This window comes from Ostreibacterium oceani (assembly GCF_009362845.1).
Classification (GTDB): domain Bacteria; phylum Pseudomonadota; class Gammaproteobacteria; order Cardiobacteriales; family Ostreibacteriaceae; genus Ostreibacterium; species Ostreibacterium oceani.
On record NZ_WHNW01000004.1, the window covers coordinates 19599 to 38460 of the forward strand.

Genomic DNA, 18862 nt, shown 5'->3' on the forward strand with positions numbered 1-18862 from the left:
TGGTCTCAGTCGTTATTGGTCTCAGTCGTTATTGGTCTCAGTCGTTATTGGTCTCAGTCGTTATTGGTCTCAGTCCTTATTGGCAATGTCGCGCAACACATTTTTCTGTATTTTGCCTGTGGCGGTTTTCGATAATTCGCCAAAAATGACCTTTTTCGGAATTTTAAACCCAGCCAGATTGGCGCGGCAGTGTTTTTGTACGCTTTCTTCGCTTAGCTCGTGGTCTGGCTTGATGCTGATAAACGCACACGGGACTTCCCCCCATTTGTCATCTTTTTTAGCAACGACAGCGACCTCAGCAACAGCAGGGTGTTTGTATAAGGCTTTTTCAATTTCAATGCTAGAAATATTTTCACCACCTGAAATGATAATATCTTTATCACGGTCACGAATTTCCACGTAGCCGTCTGGGTGACAAACGGCTAAATCACCACTATGAAACCAACCTGATGCAAAGGCTTTTTGGGTCTCTGCTGGGTTTTTTAGATAACCTTTCATAACAACATTGCCGCGAAATAGAATTTCACCGATGGTTTGACCGTCATTCGGTACAGGTACAGGCTGGCTATCCAATGAATCCATTTCTGCAACCATCAGGCGCTCTAGCATGGGGTAGCGCACGCCTTGTCTTGCTTTTAACTCGGCTTGTTCGGTTATGGCGAGTTGATCCCATTGTTGATGCCACGCACAGACCACCGCAGGCCCATAGACTTCGGTGAGGCCATAGGTGTGCGTGACATGAATGTTCATGTTTGCCATGGCTTCTAAGATTGATGGGGGTGGCGCTGAAGCTGCTGTCATCACATTAATTTTGTGATTAAAAGTTGATTTTAACGCCGCATCTGCGTTTGACATCATCGATAAAATAATCGGTGCGCCACACAAGTGCGTGACTTTTTCCTCGGCAATTAGTCTAAAAATGGTGTCAACTTTAACGCTACGCAGACACACATGCGTGCCGTTTAGTGCCGCAATGGTCCACGGGAAGCACCAACCATTGCAGTGAAACATGGGTAGCGTCCATAAGTAAACAGGGTGTGCGTTCATATTCCATGCCATAACATTGGATACGGCATTTAAATAGGCGCCACGGTGATGCGTCACCACCCCTTTGGGTAACCCTGTCGTGCCTGACGTATAGCCCAGTGCGATGGCGTTCCATTCGTCATCGGGTAGTGTCCAGGCAAATTGTGGGTTTCCGCTATCTAGCAGCGTTTCGTAGGCCGTGGCTTCGTGGGGAAAATCGTTGGTCGCAGATGGATAGGTAAACTGTGCATCATCAACCACGATGATTTGCGGCGTTACCGATGCCTTATCCAAAGACAAGGTATTCAAAGCTTGTTGAATGACAGGCAGATACTCGCGGTCAACGATAACTAGCTTTGATTCGCTGTGTTCTATCATAAACGCCAATGTACTGGCATCTAGGCGGATGTTGAGTGCGTTAATGACACCGCCCGCCATGGGGATGGCAAAGTGACATTCCAGCATTTCAGGAATATTGGGTAACAAAACCGCCACCGCATCATTTTTGCCTATGCCGATCTGTTGTAATGCACTGGCAAGCTGGATGCAACGCTGGTAAATCTCACGCCAATTACGCCGCACGTTTCCATAAACGACTGCCGTGTGTTCGGGGTAAACCGAAGCAGCGCGTTCAATAAAGGTCAACGGGGATAACTCTGTATAATTGGCCAAATTTTTGTCTAAATCGGTATCAAACATCGATGTCATCGTTTATTTACTCCAATTAGGTGTGCGTTTTTGTAAAAAGGCATCAATGCCTTCGCGGGCATGATCCGTATCCATGTTGCAAGCCATTGTTTCGCTAGCATACTGGTAAGCAGTCGGTAAATCCATTTTCAGTTGTTTATAAAACATCGCCTTACCTAATGCGATGGCAGCAGCGGGTTTGGCGGCGATTGATTCAGCAATGGCAAGCGTATGTTGGCTTAGTGTGCTTTCATCGACTAGGTCGTTGATTAGCCCATAATTTAGGGCTTGTTGTGCATCGATAAACTCACCAGTCAGTAGCATTTTTAGTGCGTGTTTTTGTGATAAATTACGGCTTAATGCAACGGCTGGGGTCGAGCAAAATAAGCCAAAGTTAATACCTGAGACCGCAAATTTTGCCTGCGGGCTAGCCACCGCTAAATCACAGTTGGCGACTAGCTGACAGCCAGCGGCGGTTGCGATACCGTTGACTTCGGCAATCACGGGTTGTGGCAGTTGATTGATAGAAAGCATCATTTGACTGCATTGATTGAATAGGGCTTCGTGAAAGGCTTTGTCTTCGCGGTGGCGTACTTCTTTTAAATCATGCCCTGCGCTAAATGCTTTGCCGTGCGCTTTGATGATGACGACTTTGATGGTTTTGTCTTGGGCAATACTGTCTAGGTGGTTTTGCAGCAAAGTCATCACTTCGCTGGATAGCGCGTTGAATTTTTCAGGTCGATTGAGTATTAATTGCGATATCGCGTGTTGATCGTGGCGTAAAACAATAGCGTCTTGCATAAGGGCTCCGAAAAAATGTCAGAATGAAAAAATATTTTTGTTGTCCTATTTAGGTCAATAGCGGTCGATTATATTCAATTTTGGCAATAAATCTATCTTATAATAGACATCAATTTAAGCAGGTCTTAAATAGCAGGGGTTATTTTAAAGGCAAACTGAAGTTATCTTGAGTGTAATTTAAGTTGCCGTGGCTTGTTTTGGGTTGTTACCCATTTTAGGTATCGCGACTGCCTGTTTGTACTGCTTGTTTGTACTGCCCACTTGTGTGCCATTGTGCCAGCGTGGCTGATACTGGCGACATTGGCGGCATTGGCGATAGACGATACGGGTAACTTGTATCATAAAATTGCGATAAAACAATAATCTGTCAGACCATCATGAGGAAAAAAAATGAAAAACGATCACGAAGTCATCCATAATGAAGCGTTCCACACGCACCCCAACGTGCCCCCCGTCGATCAATCGGATAGAATCGTCCCTTACAATTTACGGCAGTCTGGACCGACATCTGTCCAGATGCTCATTTCGACGCGGATTCGAAAATCGCCATTTTGGCACTTGTCGATTGAAGCAGGGGCGTGGCGCGCCGATGTCTATAATCGCATGTACCATCCACGCGGCTATGTGAAACCAGAAGACGGTGGTGCGATGGCCGAATATGATGCGTTGGTCAATCGTGTGACACTGTGGGATGTCGCGGTCGAACGCCAAATTCGGGTTAAAGGTCCTGACGCCGAAGCGTTTGTAGATTTTGTAATAACGCGTGATGCAACCAAAATCAAACCGATGCATGGTAAATACTGCATCTTGTGCAATGATCGTGGCGGTATATTGAATGACCCTGTTTTGCTGAGATTATCACAAGATGAATTTTGGTTTTCGGTCGCTGATTCTGATTTGTTGTTATGGTTACAAGGGGTCAACGTCGCCAAACAATGGGATGTGGTAATCGACGAAATTGATGTCGCGCCCGTTCAAGTTCAAGGCCCATTGTCGGTGGATTTGATGGCTGAATTAGTCGGTGATGTGGTTCGTGAAATTCCTTATTTTGGTATGTTAGAGAGCGAAATCGCGGGCTGTCCTGTGGTCATTAGTCAAACGGGCTTCTCAGGAGAAAAAGGTTACGAAGTATACGTGCGTGATGCAACACTCAACGCAGAGAATGTTTGGTATGCGATTCGTGGTACGGGTGCGCGCTATGGTCTGCGTGTTATTGCAGTTGCACACCATCGACGCATTGCGGCGGGTATTTTATCTTGGGGACAGGATATGGATAACGAGACATCACCGTTTCAAGTCAATCTTGCCTACCATGTACCAAGAAACAAAACCACTGATTATATTGGAAAAAAAGCATTGGAAGCACAGCGAGAGCAAATCGAGTCGGGAAACTATCCGTTTAAATTAAAAATGGTTGGGCTCAAAATGGGCGGTAAACCAATAACCGATTATGCGCCAGATTTTTGGTTAATTCAAAATACGGAAGGTGTTCGTGTCGGCTATGTGACTTCACCGTGGTGGTCGCCAGAACTACATATCAATATCGCACTGGCTTATGTGCCTTGGGAACTATCAGAGATTGGCACACCGCTTAGAGTAGAATTGCCTGAAGCATACGCCGAAGCATCTGGCGAGCACGTAAAAGCCGAAGTCTGCGATGTGCCATTCCGTCCGTCGGCCAACCCAAGTGCGCGAGAAAAGGCAATGTTAGCGGGCAGAGATTATACGGATTAACGATACGAACGAATTCAATCCAATACGTCAAGCACTCAAGCACTCCTCAAGCCATGAGTGTATGGGAGTGCTTGGCTCAATCGAAACAGGCTCAATCGAAACAGGCTAATATAGACTAATCAGCACGTAATTAAGCGCTGATTAAGCGTTGAATAATGTGTATTAAGCGGTATTAATCAGCTGTTGGCGCAAAAAAGTCACCAGTCGATTATCTGCTGAATAGGCGACATTTAACCGTAGTGCAGGGTAGGGTGATGCCGCTGGATAAAAGAGCTTTCCAGGGGATAAAAAAATCCCCGCTTTGGCCGATTTTTCAGCCAACTGCATATCTGAAATATGACTTGGCAACTTCACCCATAAATATAACCCATCAGAATAGGGTGAGATTTTTAATATCGGCTTTAACTCGCCAAGTGTTGCTAGTGTCGCGGCAGCTTGCGCCGATAGATGCTGTTTTAATGCGCATAGATGCTGTTCGTATTTGCCAGAAATCATTATGTCATAGAGTATGGCTTCATTAAAAGCTGATGTATTGACCATAGTGACCGTTTTGAGTTTTAATAACGAATTGATGCAGTGTTCGTCCGCAATGACATAACCACAGCGTAGCGATGCGGACAGTGTTTTAGAAAAGCTGCTTAAATAAATTGCATGTGGCCAATATGCATGGGAATTATTGAGTATATGTGCAAATGGGTCGTCTATGACGACAATGGTTTGGTGACGATGACAAATTTCACAAATCTCATCAACGATTTTTTCACTCATACTGCCGCCCGTTGGATTATGCGCATAGGGCTGAAAAAACAATATCTTGGGCTTTCTTTTTTCCAGAATGGTTTCTAACTGATATAAATCAGGGTTGATGCTTCGTGCCCAGGGGATTAATTTAATATGTGCCATTTCCAGTTTGCTAAATAAGGGATAATAGCCAGGCGCTTCGACCATGACTTTATCGCCTTTTTTTAGGTAATGTGTAAGATTTCTTCGGGTTGTTTACAGTATTTTTTGAGAGAATACTGTAATGAACATGCACAAACGAATACGCTTAACACCACTTGATCGCCAAGAGATTTGGCGTCTTTATCAAACCAGACAATGGCGAGTAACCGATTTAGCCACACGCTATCGCGTGAGTCGCCCAACGATTTACAAAGTCCTTAAAAACGCGAGGCTGCAGTCTTTTTCACCTAAGAAAAGTACCAACGCGCGTTATCGCAACATCCAATACGGTATGAAGCGATTGGCTAAAGTCGAGCAATCCANACGACTGCCGTTACTACAAGGACAGAAAACAACTGAGGCTAGGGATTATTTGTTTGTTGCGATTGATGACTACTCGCGGGAACTGTACGCGGATATTTTACCCGATAAAACGCAACACAGCGCCAAAGCTTTTTACTCAACAACGTGCTTGCACAATGCCCTTACACCATTGATTATGCGTACTCAGATAATGGTAAAGCATACAAAGGAACGCCGCAACATGCATTTGTCAAAGCGTGTCGTGACAATGGCATCGGGCAAAAGTTTACACGTATTGCTAGACCACAGACCAATGGTAAAGCAGAACGTGTTATCCGCACTATGATGGAAATGTGGCACGAAAAACAATCATTTAAAGATAGTGCACATAGACGATTGGAATTAAATCGATTCATCAATTTTTACAATACTGTCAAACCGCACAAAAGTTTGAACAACGCAACACCTTATGAGATACTTAGTCACTACTTTGAGTTAACCTAACTGTAAACAACGCGAGGATTTCTTACACCTAAACCAACCGTACCTGATAAGGCGGTGGCAAGGGCTTGGAAATGGCTGACTTCCCCCGCATCATTGGGATCTGAATATTTACCTTTAAGTAAATCAATGGAGTGTTTAACGCCACTTAATTGAATAAAGCCAAAGTAAACGGTGAAAACAACCGCACCGATAACTAACCAGCCAACAATCCATAAGAACTCAATTTCCGTGCCAGGGATGGTGATTGAGGAGAATATAAAGCCAACAAATGGGCCAGTCACTACACCAAAGTAGTGTTCAGCTTTTTCTAGCATGCTGGTGGCTTCCTCAGCCTCTTGCGCATACGCAACACTAAACAAGCTAAATGAAGCCAGAATAGCGAATAAATTTCTTAATGTTTTCATAATGATTCCTCCCGATTACGGAACAACGGTGACAGGTACGTCAGCGATTTGCACGAGATTGGCTGGTACCGAGCCAAAGATACGGTTAGATAGCTTGCTACCGCCATGACGACCGACAAAAATATGTGTCGCGTTACTTTCTTTGCCGTAATTGACGAGTGTTTCGGCAATGTTACCGTATTTTACCACCGCATCGATTTGAATCCCGTAGTCACCTAGGGCAGAAACTAACGGGTTCAAAATTGCCGTTTTGGCTTTGGTTAGGTCTTCTTCGCGTCTTTTATGGCGCTGTTCGAGTTCTTCTGGGGTGAGAAAGCTATACGCTGACCACTCAAGCACATGGATGATTTTCAGCGTAGCGCCCGCTGCTTTGGCATCTTCTGCAGCAAATTTAGCGGCTCTTACGCCACCTTCGCTACCATCTATGCCGACAACATAACATTTTGACATAATCAATTTCCTCTCTAGTTGATTGTATTACTGTGCTTTCAACCTAATAAACGACACCAGTGGCATTAACAATCGCATCACTAATTGCATTGCTAATCGCATCACTAATCGCGCTACCAATCTGCAAGCACAGATGCGACTAGGTTAACGATTTTTTAACTAAAAATAAAGTAATAATTGTTATTACTCATTAAAAAGGCAGTTGCATGTTGATTTAAATAAATAAAAATTTATGTCGTTGGTGGGCTGAGTTCATCTATCTGAAATAGTATGTAACGAATGGTACTGTGGGTTTAATGTGAATCATGTGCGCGCGTTGGTATTCGCGCTGTTATTCGCGCTGTTATTTGTGCTGGCATTCATCAATTAGGCTTGATTAAAGCTATTTATTTTTCCTATATTTGTTATAGAATAGTCCAGACGGGTACAATGAGGATACGCAGGCATCTTGCAGTTATTCTGCTTTACAGGCGTTTTTCTTGTCGTATCATGCTGGTAGGTTAAAATAATCAACACTTGACAGAGAGGATAAATATGCAAAGAAGAAAATTCCTAAAGACAGCAGGGGTGACAGCAGGGGCGGTTGCAACGGCCGCATCGATTGCTCAGGCCGATGAGAAAAAAGTCCACGAATGGAAAATGGTCACTACGTGGCCAAAAAACTTCCCAGGGCTTGGTACAGGCGCAGAATTTTTAGCGAAAAAAATTAACGAACTCACCGACGGACAAGTCAATGTCAAAGTTTATGGGGCGGGTGAAATCGTGCCACCGTTGGAGTCGTTTGATGCTGTATCAAATGGCACAGCGCAAATGGGGCATGGCGCAGCGTACTACTGGAAAGGCAAATCAGAAGCCGCACAGTTTTTTGCGGCCGTTCCTTTTGGGCTAAATGCCATGGAAATGGACAGCTGGATTTATCACGGTGGTGGTTTGGAAATTTGGCAAGAGACCTATGCGCCGTTTAATCTGGTGCCAGCTGCTGCGGGCAACACGGGTGTGCAAATGGGTGGTTGGTTTAATAAAGAAATTAACGCTATTGAAGATTTAAAGGGCTTGAAAATGCGTATCCCAGGGTTGGGTGGCGAAGTCCTCAAACGGCTAGGTGGTACGCCAATTTCTTTGCCGGGTGGTGAAATCTTTACTTCGTTGCAATCGGGTGCGATTGATGCAACGGAATGGGTAGGGCCTTATAATGATTTGGCTTTTGGATTGCATAAAGCCGCCAAAAATTATTATTACCCTGGCTGGCATGAGCCTGGCACGACGTTAGAGACCTTTATCAATAAGGATGCACTGGATAGCTTGCCAGAAAATTTACAGAAAAAAGTCCTAGACGCAGCGCGTATTGCAAACCAAGATATGTTTGCTGAATTTAACGCGAGAAACGGACATGCACTCAAGGAATTGGTTGAAAAACACGATGTGCAACTAAAACCATTCCCTGATGATGTGCTCAAAGAAATCCGTAAAATTTCGGATGAGGTTGTCGCTGAGATTGCGAAAAAAGATGCCATCTCGCAAAAGGCGTATGATTCTTATATTGCCTTTAGAGAAAACGCAATTGCGTATGCTGAGGTTAGTGAATTGGCGTATTTGAGAGCGCGTTCAATGACGAATTAAGTATGGTGTCTTCGTTGTCGCTTGCAGTACGGCATTGCGACAAAGCGGCTATCGAATAAGCCGTGTGAGACGCAGTCCGTGTCAGCTAAAACCGTGTCAGAAGCAAGCATCGCATCTGACACGGTTTTTTATGGGCTTTTATGGGCTTTCTGGGTAAATGAGCGTAAAGTAACGCGCGGTTGCGCCTTGGTGCTGTGTTAAAAAGTGGTGCGCGCGATGCCCAATGCTAGGCTGGTTAAGCGTTTCGTTGATGGCATGCGTTAGTAATGGCGTTAGTAATGGCGTGAGTAATGGCGTGAGTAATGGCGCTGATAATGGCGTTGACGTGGCGCCAGTTGATTGACGCTGCAGTGTCTGCGGTGTTTCTACTCCTGTTGCCGTTGTTTTTTTCGCTACTTTTGCGGCCACGTTTTCGGCTGCTTTTTTTGTGGCATCTATTTGCGGCTCTATTGACGGCGTGATAACGACGATGGCTTGTTCCGCGTGCATCGCGGTGACAATCGCATCAAAGTTAAAGAAATGGGGCCCGATAATACTAGGCGTTTTAAATAAGGCCGCTTCCAATGGATTGTGTCCACCATGTGGGATGAAACTACCCCCAATAATCGTCAGCTTTGCCAGCGCATAAAATGGCATCAACTCTCCCAACGTGTCGATGATTAACACGTGGGTTTGTGGCGAAAGCGGTGATTGTTTTGCGTCGCTATAGCGTTCGACCTGCAGCGAGGTGTTAATGCACAGTTGCTGTACCGCGCGGCTGCGCTCAGGATGGCGTGGGGCGATGACCAATAACGCGTTAGCATCATCGGAAAAATGGCTGTTTAGATAAGCGTCAATAATAGACTCGTCTTCACCCTTGTGCGTGCTGGCAGCAAGGATAAACGGGCGACCTTGGGTGCGAGTTTTGCAATTTGTTTTTTGGGCTGCAAAATCAGGGGGAGCATGGATGTCAAATTTCATTGAGCCATAATTGCAGGCGGCCGCGCCTAGTGTTTTAAACCGCGCTTCACTCATAGTGTTTTGACAGGCCACTAAGTCAAAACAGTTAAGCACATCGGCAGTGAAACGGCGACAACGCGCGTAACGGCGATAGGATTTTTGAGAAAGCCGTGCATTAATTAAATAGGTAGGAATGCCGTGTTTTTTTAGCTGACGCAAGCAGTGCGGCCAGATTTCTGTTTCGACAAAGAGGGCGGTTTTGGGCTGTGTTTTTCGAATAAAACGCCCAATAATGGTCGGCGTATCAAACGGGAAGTAACCATGAAAAATGCGCTGATTGAGCTGAGACGCTAATTTATCGCGTACCATCGCCGCACCAGTGGGTGTGGTTGTTGTGATGAGAATGGGTTCATCGCTATCAGCCAGTAGTTTTTCGATCAGGGGTAATACGGCTAAAAATTCTCCAACAGAGACGGCATGAATCCAGATGGGTCTGCCAGGCAGTGTTGGCAGGCCGTAAGCAAAACGCTGGCCGATTTTTTTTCGATAATCTGGGTTGTGACGGCTTTTCCAGAGTAAGCGGATTACCGCAAACGGTGGCAAAATAAGACTCAAAAACGTATAGAGCCACCACCAGAAAAAACGAGCAGGGTGGGTTGTTTTGTGGTGGGTTGGTCGGTGTTTATCTGTGAAATGGCTTGGCATGGTGTTATTTTTTACGTAAAGCCCCTGTATTTGAATATCGAGTGGCACATTGCGCGATTGCCTGTAGGCTATTTTCAGCGGCACGGCAGTTGGCGCTCAGGTGTTCTGGATTGATTGTTCCGCAGATAACGGTATTGACAGGTGAGGCGAGTAAAAAATCCATAGTGGCTTGCAGTGTGTCTGTTGGATTGTCAGGCTGGCTGGCTGCTTGGCTGGCTGTTTGGCTAGCTGCTTGTGCGACTGGTTGTATCAGATGGCCACTGGCAAAGGCTTTTTTGATAAAAATTTGTTTGTGGTGCGCCATGGCATAATCAATAACGGGCTGTTCAGCGCGGTAATGCAGATGGTGTGTAATCATGGCAATGTCCATATCATAGTGCTTGAGTGCTGCAATGCCACCTTCGGCCGTTTTACTAGAGATGCCAATGGCTCGGATAATGCCTTTGCGTTTGAATCGCTGTAGCGTGTTGACGGCATCGGTATGTGCAAGGATATCAAAATCATTGCCATCTGAATGAATCAGCACAATGTCCAGCCAAGTTGTGTTCAGCCGTTTTAGCGATTGTAAAATACTTTGCTCGATTGCTGCTTGGGTAAAGTCAAAAACGGATTGTCCTGCGTGATAGCGTTCCCCAACTTTGGTCGAAATCACCCAGTGCTCGCGTTGGGACAACAGTTGTCCGATTCTTTTTTCGCTTTCACCATAGGCAGGTGCTGTGTCTATCAAATTGATATTGAGTGATTTAGCGCGCGCTAGCAACGCGCAAATAGCAGCGTCGCTCGGCAGCTCAAAGGCATGCGCATACTTCACATCAGTATTGCGGCCGAATTTGACAGTGCCTAAACCAATGGGAGAAAAGGATAATTCATCAGATAACCCACTAGGTTTAATCGTCCTGTAATTGTTTTCAAACATAATCGCCTATTATAGGGCACAAAAAGCAGATACTCTAGAGAAAAGCGCTGATAAAAAAATCAGCCGCAATGATAAATAGGTCACAGGGTTTAAGACGGATGAGTACGTACATTATCGGGGATGTCCACGGTTGTTATCAATCGCTATTGGCATTATTGGGTAAAATACAATTTAACCCCAAAAAAGATAAACTGATTTTCGTGGGCGATTTAATCAATCGCGGGCCTGATTCTTTGTCCGTATTGCGCTTTGTCAAGTCATTAGGCGACTCGGCGGTGGTTGTTTTGGGCAACCATGATATTTCTTTTATTGCGTACATGGCAGGCGTGTATCATGGGCGCGGTACGGATTTTCCGAAAATGGCATTGGCAAAAGACAGTACGGCATTGTCTGAGTGGCTAAGAAACCAGCCACTATTGCATCAGGTGTTGGATTTGAACTATCTAGTCGTTCATGCGGCTATTCCGCCTGAGTGGTCGATTGAAAAAGCAACCCAGCGAGCGCGTAAGGCAGAAAAAAAACTGCGTGGTGAAAACTACAAAAAATATCTGCGTGCCGCGTATCAACCAGGCCCAACGCATTGGAAAAAATGCCAAACGAAACGCGATAAGTTTCGTTATACAGTTAACGGATTAACGCGGTTGCGCTATTGCGATGCTAAGGGTGGCTTTGATCTATCTGAAAAGGCACCGCCTAGGCAGCAAAAAAAAGGACTGTTGCCTTGGTTTGAAAGTCGGCAGTCGCGACAAGATGACCAAGCCACGCAGATTGTCTTTGGTCACTGGGCAGCGTTGGGGTACCATCAGTATGGTAATAGCATTTGTATAGACAGTGGCTGTGTCTGGGGTAATCGGCTCACCGCGCTTAAAATCACGCCAGACGGATATTTGGCCATTCATAAAAAGAGATAGCCTCTTGGCGACAGTCTCTCGGTGATACCTAGTTGCAGGCGATGGTTGCGCATTGCAATAGCATAGCAATAGCCACGGTAATAGGACGAGGACAGGATTGAAACAGGATTGAAGCAGGGCTGGGGCAGGGCTGCAAGCATCGGGTTAAAAAATCCGATAAAATATTTGACAGTGTTAAGCCATTCGGTGATAATAGCCGTCCTGATGGAGGGGTTGGGGAGCGGTCAAACCCATCAGACTGTAAATCTGACGCCTCGTGCTTCGAAGGTTCGAATCCTTCCCCCTCCACCACTTCAAATTTGATTGTTCAATAGAATAATCTGTCAATAGATGCTGATTTTTTTGGTACAGTTGCTATAGGTTTTTTCCATCCTCTATCAGTTTTTGAACTTCAGCGACTGCTTTGTCACCAAGCGCTAACGGGCAACCCCAGTAATCAAATATTCCATCCCTGTTCGTGTTTTGTCCACAGGTTACAAATAAACCTGTTCCTAATCTTGCCTTCAAATGATTAGCTAACCAACCTATAAATCCGCTGTTATCTTTACATTCATCAAAATGAAAAGAGAAAATCTGGAACAATTCTTTGGATTGGTCGTCAGAGGGAATAAGTTGACTCCAAACCTCTTCATCTCGGATTAAACACAGCGCATTTTGATTCACTTTGTCATTAAATTTTGCCAATGGAAATTCTTCAAAGGCGTATGCGCCTGCGTAAACTTTAAAATCTGTTTCGGAAATCACTTTTCTGAGACGGTTTTCTGTCTGCTCGGTTGTTTCGTGGCTTATTTGCACCATAATGTATCCTCATTCTCCGTATAGTTAATTACTTATTAACTTATTATAGGTGAATTTGAGTGACAATTTTTTTGAAAAACAATCTGATTCGAATTAAAACAAAGGTTTTTTAGTGGGAAACTGACTGTTTTATCTGCGTGAGATAATCAAATAGTCTTTTGGGGTGGGAGCAAGCTAATTTAAGGCGCTTGATTTTTAGTAGTAAGTAGCCTAATAAAATAGGGGTGTCAAATGACAATACCCCTATTTTATTAGGTCAAATCCCAGTTGCTTGTGAATTAGCTATTTATTGACTTTGTGCAAGGCGCGACCATCAACAGCTAAGGCGGCTTCATGGATGGCCTCGACCAATCCTGGGTGGCCATGACAAATGCGCGCAATGTCCTCGGCAGCGGCTTTGTATTCCATTGCGACCACGAGCTCTTGAATCAGCTCTGATGCCATCGGGCCAATAATATGCGCCCCTAAAATTTCATCGGTGACGTCATGGGCCAAGATTTTGACGCGGCCTTTATCGGCATCCATGGCTTTGGCACGACCATTCGCGGCAAAGGGGAAGTCGCCTTTTTTGTACGGGATGCCTTCAGCCTTGAGTTGTTCTTCGGTTTTGCCGACACTCGCAATCTCTGGGTTTGTGTAGATGATGCTGGGTACGAGTTCGAGGTTCATATGCGGTGATTGGCCATCAATGACTTCAGCGGCCATGACGCCTTCTTCTGATGCTTTGTGGGCAAGCATCGGGCCACGGACGCAGTCACCTACCGCAAAGACGTTGGCAAGCCCTGTGCGACACTGGTCATCGACCTCGATAAAACCACGGTCATCGCATTTGATGCCTAGGCCTTCAGCGAATAAGTCTTGGGTGTTTGGGCGCCGACCAACGCAAACAAGTAACTTGTCAACTGTTTGAGTTTGATCTCCTTTTTTGTCTTCGTAGGTAATGACGACTTCATTGTTTTTGACGTCAGCTTGTTTGACTGCGGCGCCAAGGCGGATGTCGAGTTTTTGCATTTTGAATTGACGCCCTGCATCTTTGGCGATTTCTTGGTCAACCTGTGGTAACAGGGTTGCGGAGGCTTCAAAAATAGTGACCTCTGCGCCCAAACGGTGCCATACACTGCTCATTTCAAGGCCAATAACGCCAGCGCCAATAACGCCTAATCGCTTAGGTACTTCGGTAAAAGATAGTGCGCCAGTCGAATCAACAATGTGGGTGTGATCCATTTTTGCCACTGGGATGTCAATGGGTACCGAGCCTGGCGCAAGGATAACGTATTGGGTTTTGTAAGTTTCGACTTTTCCTGCTGCATCCGTGACTGCTACCGAATCTTTGGCGGTGAGTTTCCCTTGACCCTGAATCCAATCGATTTGATTGGCTTTGAAAAGCTGCTCAATACCGCCAGTTAATTGCCCCACGATGCCGTCTTTTCGTGTTTGCATGGTTGCAATATCAATGCTAGCCCCTTTGATGCTGATACCATGTGCAGCAAGGCTGTCTAGGCGATGAAAATGCTCGGTGGTTTCTAATAACACTTTTGAGGGGATACAGCCCACGTTGAGACAAGTACCGCCCAATGCAGGTGTTTCGCCTTTGTGCTGGTACATTTCGACACAGGCAACGCGTTTACCGAGTTGAGCGGCGCGAATCGCCGCAACATAGCCACCTGGGCCACCACCAATCACAATGACATCATAATTTGACATAAAAACCTCATAAACCTATTTATACTGAATGGATTGCATTGCTGATTTATACGTCAAGTAATAATCTAGCAGGATCTTCGAGCATGTTTTTCAAATGGACTAAAAAACTGACTGACTCACGTCCATCGATAATACGGTGGTCATAAGTCAACGCAACGTACATCATAGGACGAATCACAATCTCACCATTCTCAACAACCGCGCGCTCAACGATATTGTGCATCCCTAAAATTGCCGACTGCGGCGGGTTGACAATCGGTGTGGACATCATAGAGCCAAACACCCCACCGTTAGTAATAGAGAAAGTACCGCCTGTCATTTCTTCAATGGTTAGGCTGCCGTTTTTGGCTTTGCCGCCGTACTCACGAATTTGTGCTTCGATATCGGCAAAACTCATGCGATCCGTATCACGTAGAATAGGAACGACCAAGCCGCGTGGGCTGGATACGGCAATACCAATATCAAAATAATTGTGATAGACAATGTCGTCGCCATCAATGGCGGCATTGACTGCGGGAAATTCTTTGAGTGCCTCGGTTGCCGCTTTGACAAAGAAAGACATAAAGCCTAATCGGGTATCGTGACGTTTTTCAAAAGCATCTTTGTATTGGCTACGAATGTCCATGACAGGCTTCATGTTGATCTCGTTAAACGTAGTCAGTAGCGCAGAGGTTTGCTGTGACTCGAGTAACCGCTCGGCAATTCGCTTGCGTAGTCGTGTCATGGGGACGCGTTCTTCGGCGCGCATCGGTGCTGCGCCATGGGCCAAAGTGGAGAGTACGTCTTGTTTGGTGATGCGGCCGCTGTGACCTGTGCCTGCAACGGCCGTTACGCCAGTTTCTGCCATCATTTTCTTTGCTGCGGGGCTGGCAATGCTCTGACCGCTTGTGTTAGGGGCTGATTTTGTTTCAACAGCGGCGGGTTCGGCTTTATCGGCCTTGCCAGCGTCACCTTTGTCGGCGTCGCCCTTGTCAGTTTGCGCGTCGGTGGCTTTAGCCTCGGCGGCAGGCGCTTCGCCCGCTTCGATATAAGCGACTAAAGCATCACCTTCGACGGTTTCACCGCTTTCAATGACGATTTCTTTGAGCGTGCCACTAATCGGTGCGGGCAGCTCTAGTACGACTTTGTCAGTTTCTAAATCAACGAGATTTTCTCCTTGATTCACAAAATCGCCAACGCTTTTATGCCAGTCTAACAAAGTCGCATCAGCGACAGATTCGGGGAGTTGTGGGACACGGACTTCATTGCTCATTTTTCACCTTTTTTCTTGATACGTGTTAGTTAACCGATGATATTGCGTAGGCGCTTTATCACGAGTGCTTGTCAGAAATGTTTAATGCCTGTTCTACCAAGGCGGCCTGCTCTTTATTGTGGACATACGCATATCCTGCTGCGGTTGAGGCTGACTCAGGGCGACCGATATAGCTGATAGGCGCTTGGCTAGGGTTGTGTTGGGTTAATTGATGAACAATATTGCGCCAAGACCCTTGGTTTTCAGGCTCTTCTTGTGCCCAGACGATTTCAACGGCATTAGGATAACTGCGAATTTGTGCCGCATAGTCTTTGGCTGGGAATGGGTATAATTCCTCGATGCGAATGATGGCAATGTTTGTGATGCCTTGTTCGCGGCGTTTTTCCAGTAAGTCGTAGTAAACTTTACCCGAACAGAAAATAATCCGTTTGACTGTTGCGGTATCCAACGCATCAATTTCACCAATGATTTCATGGAATTTGCCATTGGCTAAATCGTCCATTGTATTGACAGCAAGTTTATGGCGCAGCAGTGATTTGGGCGTCATAATGATAAGCGGCTTTCTAAACGATTGTTTCATTTGTCGCCGCAACATGTGAAAGGTTTGCGCGGGTGTGGTTGGCATGCAGACACGCATGTTGTTTTGCGCACAAAGCTGTAAATAACGCTCTAGTCGTGCCGAGGAATGCTCAGGGCCTTGTCCTTCGTAGCCGTGTGGTAGCATGACAGCAAGCCCACAATAGCGCTCCCACTTGGCTTCGCCAGAGGCAATAAATTGGTCAAATAGGACTTGTGCACCGTTAGCGAAATCACCAAATTGCGCTTCCCAGATGACCAGCGCATTGGGCTCGCTTTGTGAAAAACCGTATTCATAACCGAGTACGGCTTCTTCTGACAAAATGGAGTCGATAATTCGGCAGCTAGGCTGGTTAGGGCTGATATTGGCTAGCGGTGTATAGCTTTCGCCTGTGGTGGCGTCGTGGATGACGGCGTGGCGGTGCGCAAACGTGCCGCGACCCGTATCTTCCCCTGAGAGGCGAACGAGGTAGCCGTCTTCAAGCAGCGTGGCATAGGCTAAATTTTCAGCAAAACCCCAGTCACAGGGCTGCTTGTCTTCGCTCATATCAATGCGCGTATCGTAGAGTTTTTTAACGATACGATGCGGCGTGAAACTGTCAGGATAGCCGAAGGTTTTTTTGGCGAGTGCGACCAAAGCGGCCTTATCGTATGTCGTATCGACAGGAGTTGCCCAGTCTTGTGCTGCAAATTGCTCCCACGCTTTAATGGCTTCGCTGTTGTGTTTGGTCGTGGGGATCGGTCGGGATACGCTTTCACCTGCATCGAGTTTTGCCTTGTAGGCGTTTTGTATATCGGTTAGCTCGCTAGCGCTAATGATGCCCTCTGCTTGGAGTTTTTCAGCGTATAAACTAAGGGTTGATTGGTGCGAACGGATAATTTTATACATCATCGGTTGCGTGATGGCTGGCTCGTCTGCTTCGTTATGCCCCAGTCGGCGGTAACAGACCAAATCGAGAACGATGTCTTTGTTATATTTAAAAATATAATCCGCCGCTATTTCAGCGCAAAGCACGACAGCCTCTGGGTCGTCGCCATTGACGTGGATGACAGGCGCCTGCACCATTTTGGCAGGGTCCGAGCAATACAGCGAGGAACGGGCATCCAGCGGATTAGACGTTGTGAATCCGACTTGGTTGTTGATAATAATATGCACCGTACCACCGACACGGTAGCCACGCACTTGAGAAAGCTGGAGTGTTTCTTGGATGACGCCTTGGTTTGCAAAGGCGGCATCGCCATGGATTTGAATGGGTACAACTTCGTTAGCAACACCCATAGCAGAGCCAGCGCCAGGTGTTTTTTTGCGACGCTCCATCCGTGCTCGCACAGAGCCTTGGACGACAGGATTGACAATCTCTAAATGTGATGGGTTAAACGCTAACGCTAGGTGCAAATTGCCGCCAGGTGTTTCGACATCTGACGAAAAACCCATATGGTACTTGACATCACCGGCTGTGTTTTCCTTAATGGCACGACCCTCGAACTCATCAAATAGATTGGCGGGCAATTTGCCTAAAATGTTAATGAGTAAATTCAATCGGCCACGGTGTGCCATGCCGATGACGACTTCTTTGCTACCGTTTGTGCCGAGCTTTTGTAGTAAGTGGTCCATCATGGGAATTAGTGATTCGCCGCCTTCCAAAGAAAACCGTTTTTGACCGACATAACGGGTATGTAGGTATTTTTCTAGCCCTTCGCCTTTGACGAGATTCTGTAAAATTTCGCGTTTTTGTGCAGGGGTCGCTTTTGGTTTGTGTGCAAAGCGCTCTAGTCGCTCTTGTAGCCAGCGTTTTTCTTTGATATCGTGAATATGCGCAAATTCGGCGCCGATGGTCGTGGTGTAAACATCTTTGAGGTACGCAATAATATCGCGTAGCTTCATCTGTGTTTGCTCAACGAATAGGGTTGACACATCAAAATATTCGTCTAAATCGCTGTCGTTTAGGTTGTGATAACGATAGTCTAAATCAATAACCGTATTGCGGTCACGGAAATTCAGTGGATCAATGTTGGCGTCTTTGTGACCCGAATTGCGATAAGCACCAATCAGTGAGTTGACTGCAGACTGCTTGGCTGATGCATCACCGCTATCGCTACTACCCTTGGGGAGTTTAGATAAAATTTGGAATTTATCTTGAACGATTAGCCTTGGCGTATCGGGCGTTTGGTCGTTATCTTTGAGTTGCTGGAAGTATTGTCGCCAGTTGTCAGGGACTTCATCTGGGGTCGTGAGGAATGTTTCGTAAAGGCTCTCGACAAAGGTGGCGTTAGCGCCCGATAAATGGGCCGTTTTTTTTAGTTGTTCGTAATTACTCATAAATTAATCTCTATGGATAACAAGTAGTGGCTTTGTTGTCGCCTTTATTGTTGTTGTCTTTGTTGTTGTCTCGCCATTTATTATGATGAGGCCTCACAGCAAGGATTTTAGCGTTATCTAAAGCGCTATGTAAGCGTCACGTAAACCAGGATAAATAGCATGTTCTAAATTAGACATACTTTTGGGGATATGATACGCTTTTATACGCTAGAAATAAAGTCTATTCCTACCAATATCGATTCAAACCCGAACAATCAATTTAAATCATTC

The 18862-nt window shown here is 45.9% G+C and carries 14 protein-coding genes, 1 tRNA gene and 2 pseudogenes; 5 read left to right on the plus strand and 12 right to left on the minus strand.

Annotation, left to right across the window (positions count from 1 at the left end):
* Positions 1 to 69: 69 nt before the first annotated feature.
* From GCU85_RS04440 to GCU85_RS09960, 3 genes are all read right to left on the minus strand, one after another.
* The gene (locus GCU85_RS04440) at positions 70 to 1734 is read right to left on the minus strand and encodes an acyl-CoA synthetase (protein ID WP_152809787.1); all 1665 of its coding nucleotides are present in this window, start codon (positions 1732 to 1734) and stop codon (positions 70 to 72) included.
* A 3-nt stretch (positions 1735 to 1737) separates the two neighbouring features.
* A complete protein-coding gene (locus tag GCU85_RS04445) occupies positions 1738 to 2514 on the minus strand; it encodes an enoyl-CoA hydratase (RefSeq protein ID WP_152809789.1) in 777 nt (258 codons plus the stop codon).
* Positions 2515 to 2691: 177 nt separating this feature from the next.
* Positions 2692 to 2856, minus strand: coding sequence for a hypothetical protein (locus tag GCU85_RS09960; RefSeq protein ID WP_218110532.1), 165 nt, complete (start codon positions 2854 to 2856; stop codon positions 2692 to 2694).
* Between the two features lie 48 nt (positions 2857 to 2904).
* Here GCU85_RS09960 and GCU85_RS04450 point away from each other — a divergent pair, with 48 nt between their 5' ends.
* Positions 2905 to 4248 (plus strand): glycine cleavage T C-terminal barrel domain-containing protein, encoded by a 1344-nt coding sequence (locus GCU85_RS04450; protein WP_218110533.1) that lies wholly within the window; start codon positions 2905 to 2907, stop codon positions 4246 to 4248.
* Positions 4249 to 4410: 162 nt separating this feature from the next.
* Here GCU85_RS04450 and GCU85_RS04455 read toward each other — a convergent pair.
* Positions 4411 to 5205: pseudogene (locus GCU85_RS04455) on the minus strand (aminotransferase class I/II-fold pyridoxal phosphate-dependent enzyme); the annotation flags it as partial.
* Between the two features lie 67 nt (positions 5206 to 5272).
* Between GCU85_RS04455 and GCU85_RS10450 the strand changes: the two are divergent.
* A pseudogene (locus tag GCU85_RS10450) lies at positions 5273 to 6076 on the plus strand (integrase core domain-containing protein).
* Here the strand turns inward: GCU85_RS10450 and GCU85_RS09970 are convergent.
* Complete coding sequence (locus GCU85_RS09970; RefSeq protein WP_218110535.1) at positions 5994 to 6401, minus strand: hypothetical protein; 408 nt, start codon at positions 6399 to 6401, stop codon at positions 5994 to 5996. The pseudogene GCU85_RS10450 and the gene GCU85_RS09970 overlap by 83 nt on opposite strands.
* 15 nt (positions 6402 to 6416) lie before the next feature.
* The gene (locus tag GCU85_RS04470) at positions 6417 to 6851 is read right to left on the minus strand and encodes a universal stress protein (protein ID WP_152809793.1); all 435 of its coding nucleotides are present in this window, start codon (positions 6849 to 6851) and stop codon (positions 6417 to 6419) included.
* A gap of 534 nt (positions 6852 to 7385) precedes the next feature.
* Here GCU85_RS04470 and GCU85_RS04475 point away from each other — a divergent pair.
* Positions 7386 to 8471: a TRAP transporter substrate-binding protein gene (locus tag GCU85_RS04475; protein WP_152809795.1), complete on the plus strand. Its 1086-nt coding sequence runs from the start codon at positions 7386 to 7388 to the stop codon at positions 8469 to 8471.
* Positions 8472 to 8609: 138 nt separating this feature from the next.
* Here the strand turns inward: GCU85_RS04475 and GCU85_RS04480 are convergent, their stop codons facing one another.
* Positions 8610 to 10163 (minus strand): 3-deoxy-D-manno-octulosonic acid transferase, encoded by a 1554-nt coding sequence (locus GCU85_RS04480; protein ID WP_218110536.1) that lies wholly within the window; start codon positions 10161 to 10163, stop codon positions 8610 to 8612.
* Positions 10120 to 11031 carry an aldo/keto reductase gene (locus GCU85_RS04485; protein WP_152809799.1) on the minus strand — a complete coding sequence of 304 codons (912 nt, stop codon included), beginning with the start codon at positions 11029 to 11031 and terminating at the stop codon, positions 10120 to 10122. The genes GCU85_RS04480 and GCU85_RS04485 overlap by 44 nt, the downstream gene beginning before the upstream one ends.
* Positions 11032 to 11129: 98 nt before the next feature.
* Between GCU85_RS04485 and GCU85_RS04490 the strand changes: the two genes are divergently transcribed.
* Together GCU85_RS04490 and GCU85_RS04495 are read left to right on the plus strand one after the other, a co-directional pair.
* Positions 11130 to 11942 (plus strand): symmetrical bis(5'-nucleosyl)-tetraphosphatase, encoded by an 813-nt coding sequence (locus GCU85_RS04490; protein WP_218110537.1) that lies wholly within the window; start codon positions 11130 to 11132, stop codon positions 11940 to 11942.
* Positions 11943 to 12148: 206 nt separating this feature from the next.
* Positions 12149 to 12233, plus strand: a tRNA-Tyr gene (locus GCU85_RS04495).
* 63 nt (positions 12234 to 12296) lie between these two features.
* Here GCU85_RS04495 and GCU85_RS04500 read toward each other — a convergent pair.
* The 4 genes from GCU85_RS04500 to GCU85_RS04515 all read right to left on the minus strand — a co-directional run bounded on the left by GCU85_RS04500 (position 12297) and on the right by GCU85_RS04515 (position 18592).
* A complete protein-coding gene (locus GCU85_RS04500) occupies positions 12297 to 12740 on the minus strand; it encodes a DUF6196 family protein (RefSeq protein ID WP_152809802.1) in 444 nt (147 codons plus the stop codon).
* 282 nt (positions 12741 to 13022) lie between these two features.
* On the minus strand, positions 13023 to 14444 hold the full coding sequence (gene lpdA / locus GCU85_RS04505) for a dihydrolipoyl dehydrogenase (RefSeq protein WP_152809804.1): 1422 nt from the start codon (positions 14442 to 14444) through the stop codon (positions 13023 to 13025).
* Between the two features lie 46 nt (positions 14445 to 14490).
* Positions 14491 to 15696, minus strand: coding sequence for a 2-oxoglutarate dehydrogenase complex dihydrolipoyllysine-residue succinyltransferase (gene odhB, locus GCU85_RS04510; RefSeq protein WP_152809806.1), 1206 nt, complete (start codon positions 15694 to 15696; stop codon positions 14491 to 14493).
* A gap of 58 nt (positions 15697 to 15754) precedes the next feature.
* On the minus strand, positions 15755 to 18592 hold the full coding sequence (locus GCU85_RS04515; protein ID WP_152809808.1) for a 2-oxoglutarate dehydrogenase E1 component: 2838 nt from the start codon (positions 18590 to 18592) through the stop codon (positions 15755 to 15757).
* Positions 18593 to 18862 lie beyond the last annotated feature (270 nt).

Coding starts and splice junctions, on each gene's coding strand:
- lpdA (WP_152809804.1), bottom strand. CDS start 14,444: ATGTCAAATTATGATGTCATTGTGATTGGTGGTGGCCCAGGTGGCTAT.
- GCU85_RS04440 (WP_152809787.1), bottom strand. CDS start 1,734: ATGACATCGATGTTTGATACCGATTTAGACAAAAATTTGGCCAATTAT.
- GCU85_RS04470 (WP_152809793.1), bottom strand. CDS start 6,851: ATGTCAAAATGTTATGTTGTCGGCATAGATGGTAGCGAAGGTGGCGTA.
- GCU85_RS04490 (WP_218110537.1), top strand. CDS start 11,130: ATGAGTACGTACATTATCGGGGATGTCCACGGTTGTTATCAATCGCTA.
- GCU85_RS04475 (WP_152809795.1), top strand. CDS start 7,386: ATGCAAAGAAGAAAATTCCTAAAGACAGCAGGGGTGACAGCAGGGGCG.
- GCU85_RS04500 (WP_152809802.1), bottom strand. CDS start 12,740: ATGGTGCAAATAAGCCACGAAACAACCGAGCAGACAGAAAACCGTCTC.
- odhB (WP_152809806.1), bottom strand. CDS start 15,696: ATGAGCAATGAAGTCCGTGTCCCACAACTCCCCGAATCTGTCGCTGAT.
- GCU85_RS09960 (WP_218110532.1), bottom strand. CDS start 2,856: ATGATACAAGTTACCCGTATCGTCTATCGCCAATGCCGCCAATGTCGC.
- GCU85_RS04485 (WP_152809799.1), bottom strand. CDS start 11,031: ATGTTTGAAAACAATTACAGGACGATTAAACCTAGTGGGTTATCTGAT.
- GCU85_RS04445 (WP_152809789.1), bottom strand. CDS start 2,514: ATGCAAGACGCTATTGTTTTACGCCACGATCAACACGCGATATCGCAA.
- GCU85_RS09970 (WP_218110535.1), bottom strand. CDS start 6,401: ATGAAAACATTAAGAAATTTATTCGCTATTCTGGCTTCATTTAGCTTG.
- GCU85_RS04450 (WP_218110533.1), top strand. CDS start 2,905: ATGAAAAACGATCACGAAGTCATCCATAATGAAGCGTTCCACACGCAC.
- GCU85_RS04515 (WP_152809808.1), bottom strand. CDS start 18,592: ATGAGTAATTACGAACAACTAAAAAAAACGGCCCATTTATCGGGCGCT.